Here is a 3,379-nt window from a genome sequence, read left to right as displayed (position 1 = left end):
GGAAGTGGATGTAGTCTAAATCATCGCATTTGGGCGGGTTCATTTTCTGCATCGCTCCCCTTGACTGGCTTCCGTTTCATGTTACCATAGTATTGTCGATAGGGGTTCGCGGTCAACTGCGTAACTCCTACACCAAAAGGGAGGGCGCTAGATATGCGACGAAGCATGAAGGCTTTCACCCTGATTGAGCTGCTTGTTGTTATCGCGATTATCGCGATACTGGCGGCGATTCTGTTCCCCGTGTTCGAACGTGCCCGAGAACAGGCGAACAAGACAGCCTGTCTCTCCAACATGAAGCAGATTGCCTTAGGCATTCTGCAGTATAACCAGGACTACGACGACACACTGCCCTACCCGGGCTGGCAACCGGCAATTGCGCCCAACGGAAGGACCTCGTGCTACTCGTGGCGGTGGGCAATCCAGCCTTACATCAAGAACACGGGCATCTCCTTGTGTCCTTCCTACGAGCGCCCGAACGAACCCATCTGGAACTGGCAATGCTCGCGCTGGGGAGATGACGCCAACAGCGGTTTGCATGATGGTACGAGGCCTCTACCTCCTCCGGAGGAGACCACGCTGGAGCATTACCATGGCTGGCGGCGTTCGTATGCGGGCGCGAACAACTGGGCGCACCGGGGTACCGTTGGCTGGTGGAACGGCTGGATTGTGCCCGGCTGGCTCTCCAACCCGGTGAAGATGTCGGCGATACCGCGCCCCGCCACGATTATTCAGGTGCTGGAGTCGCGCGAATATTTCCATGACCTCGGCACGTGGTGTGTGGACGGATGGCGCATCTGGTTCGACGGCAACAAGGGGTGGTTCACCAGCCACAACGGCATGAGCAACTGGACGTTCCACGACGGGCACGCGAAGGCGATTAAGGTCTGCTCGACCTTTGGCGCGTTGCGCTGGAACCCGGGTGACACCCCAGCCGATGACTACCTGTGGGAATGGTGGCAGGGGGTTGACTCGAACGTACTGCGCGCCTGGCAACAGAACTGCTGGAGAGTACCTGAATACCGTTAGTCGTTTGCCAGTCGCAACTGACATCTGGAGGGCGAACCTCCTGATGAGCCGGAAAAGCACCAAACGGCTCGGCGGGAGCCTCGCCCTCCAAAAAGAACAAGATTTTCAAAGCCTTACCGAAACTCACTGGATGCCGAACCCATCTGTCAACATCCTGCCTGAATCTTCACTCTACGCGTATCACCTCATAGGTGACATCGTAACTTCCGGTATCGCTGCTGTTGCGAAACTCCAGTTTCCCCGAAAACCGCTTTTGCGGGTTGTCGGTTGCCTGCAACAGGTCCAGCGCGGACCAGGCGAGATTGCGAGTGCCCAAGGCGTCGGGGTCTCCACCAAGCCAGCTAATCACTTTCTGTACGAGCGGCGTCAGAGCAGCCACCAGCTTAGCCCACTCCACCTTTCCCATCGCGTTCAGTATCTCTTTCGCCAGCTCGCCGATGAAGCCAACAACCGCGCGTGCCGCCTTGGCGTCTCCGGCATCCCACTCGTAAAGCGAGACGCTGACAGCCAGTAAGCTCTTGACTTCACCAGGTCCGCCGCTGGGCATGAACGCGGTGCGGTCGCCGGTCTTGTAGCTCTGCTCTTCGCCATCATCAAATTCCCCGTATTCGCCCGTGTTCTTCGCCCACACCTCCGTATCGCGTGCCACCACCCAGGTGGTCACAATCTCATCGCTGCCCGCCCACTCAGGATTTGACTCATCGATACAGTGAATCTTCAGGAAGTTCACCTGATAGCGGTACGCGCGCACCGGATAGACGACGCGGTTGCTTATGCCGCTGCCAATGGCTACCACCACCTGATAGTTACCCGGCAGCAGGCTATTCGGGACGGTAATCTCCATCTGCGTGTTGCTCAGCACCTTGCCCAGCGTAAAGCTTGCTTTCTGCCCCTCGAACGTCACATAAGATGCCATCGGTTGCTCGTCCATGGGCAGGAAGTAGACGCCCGGCACCCCGCCAAAATGGCGTCCGGTGATGAGCGCGGTTCTGCCCGGATACTGCGAAGGGGTAATGGCAGAGATTTCCGGAGCCGGAGGTGGCGGCGTTTTGATGCGAAAATCCACCTTGTTGGTGTCCTGAATCCCTGAGCTGGTCTTCACGGACACCTGCACGGCATACTGCCCCGGTTCCAGTGGTGCGGGCAGGTTGAACTCCATCGCGCTGGTGGTGCACACCGAAGGGTGCAGGGTAGTCAGCTCACCCTGAGAGCCACCCGCCAGCGTTTTGAAGATGCGGATGGTGTTATCTGCCTTGTTCGCCGAGAAACCCCAGCCCATCAGCGTGAGCTTCTGCCCGGCCTCGTAACCGGCGGTGGTCGCGGGAGAGATGCGCACAATGTGCGGTCTGGTCATATCGATACCGGATGGCAGGTTTGCCCTGCCGATGTTGGCAGTAATATACTCGCTGGCGCTTACCTGCTTGCCGGGTGGCATCTGCAGGCGGAAGGGAACGGTTCTGCGTGTTTCCAGCACCAGCTTGCCAATCATCTGTACGGCGGAAGGGTCTATCGGGCGCGCGGGGTCCAGGTTTGCTATAGCCGGGGGTAGCCCCCGGGTGCGCACCGATGCCGGTAGCGCACGATAGTCGGTGACCAGGTTCTGCAATAGCCGTCGATCCACCTCAGGATGGCGTTGAAGGACGCTGTCGAATATCCGGTCCAGCTCCGAGGAACCACTGCGCCGCGAGCCTTGCAAGCCACGCTCGATGGTATGCATCAGCACCGGCAACAGCGCATCCGGCTCCTGCGATTTCTGTAAAGCCATCTCAAGGCGCCTGGCAGGAACCAGCCCTTTCTTCTTGGTTGCCTGCGCCCAGGGGGGTGCGGAGATGGAGCGACCTGTGCCCGGCATTCAGCGTTCATGAACCCCAAAACCATACTGAGCAGCACGGCAGCCACCGTCAAAGGGAGACCAAGCGGGCGTTTCATGGAAAATGAACCTCCATCGGTTGATTAGGGGCGAGTCCTCAGTGAAACCCGGCGGTAAAAACAGAAGGGTTGCTTCAAAAAGGACCTGCTCCTCACCTGCTTATTCTCGGCTCCGTCTCTTTTTCCTTCAGATGTCACCGAATGGAAGGCGGGAAGCTGCCCTCGGGCGGACAGATGGCAATCGGGCAACCCCGAAAGGGGTTGCCCGACAGGTTACGCACAGACATGGCAGTCTGTTATCCTCTTCGCTTCCTGAATGCCCACGCGCCAAGCCCCAGCAGCAAGATGCTCAGACTGGACGGTTCAGGCACGGGCACCAGGAAGTACTGGTCGCCCGGTATGTTGCTAAAGTTCACCAGACGCGGCTCACCCAGATTGCCTCCACCACCGATGCCCGCCAGCACCTGATTGGACACATAGTCGT

General features: G+C 58.7%; 2 protein-coding genes and 1 pseudogene. 1 reads left to right on the top strand and 2 read right to left on the bottom strand.

Features of this window, described 5'->3' with window-relative positions; genetic code table 11:
• Nucleotides 1–153 precede the first annotated feature (153 nt).
• Nucleotides 154–339: pseudogene (locus K6U75_17155) on the top strand (DUF1559 domain-containing protein).
• An 853-nt stretch (nt 340–1,192) separates the two neighbouring features.
• Here K6U75_17155 and K6U75_17150 read toward each other — a convergent pair.
• Both K6U75_17150 and K6U75_17145 read right to left on the bottom strand, forming a co-directional pair.
• Nucleotides 1,193–2,791: an IPT/TIG domain-containing protein gene (locus tag K6U75_17150; protein ID MCL6476761.1), complete on the bottom strand. Its 1,599-nt coding sequence runs from the start codon at nt 2,789–2,791 to the stop codon at nt 1,193–1,195.
• Between the two features lie 400 nt (nt 2,792–3,191).
• On the bottom strand, nt 3,192–3,379 hold a 188-nt coding region (locus K6U75_17145), incomplete at its 5' end, for a PEP-CTERM sorting domain-containing protein (GenBank protein MCL6476760.1).

The organism is Bacillota bacterium, assembly GCA_023511455.1.
GTDB lineage: Bacteria > Armatimonadota > HRBIN16 > HRBIN16 > HRBIN16 > HRBIN16.
Note: the sequence above shows the minus strand (reverse complement) of the source record. Positions and strands in the feature narration are given on the sequence as shown.

Coding starts and splice junctions, on each gene's coding strand:
- K6U75_17150 (MCL6476761.1), bottom strand. CDS start 2,791: ATGGCTTTACAGAAATCGCAGGAGCCGGATGCGCTGTTGCCGGTGCTG.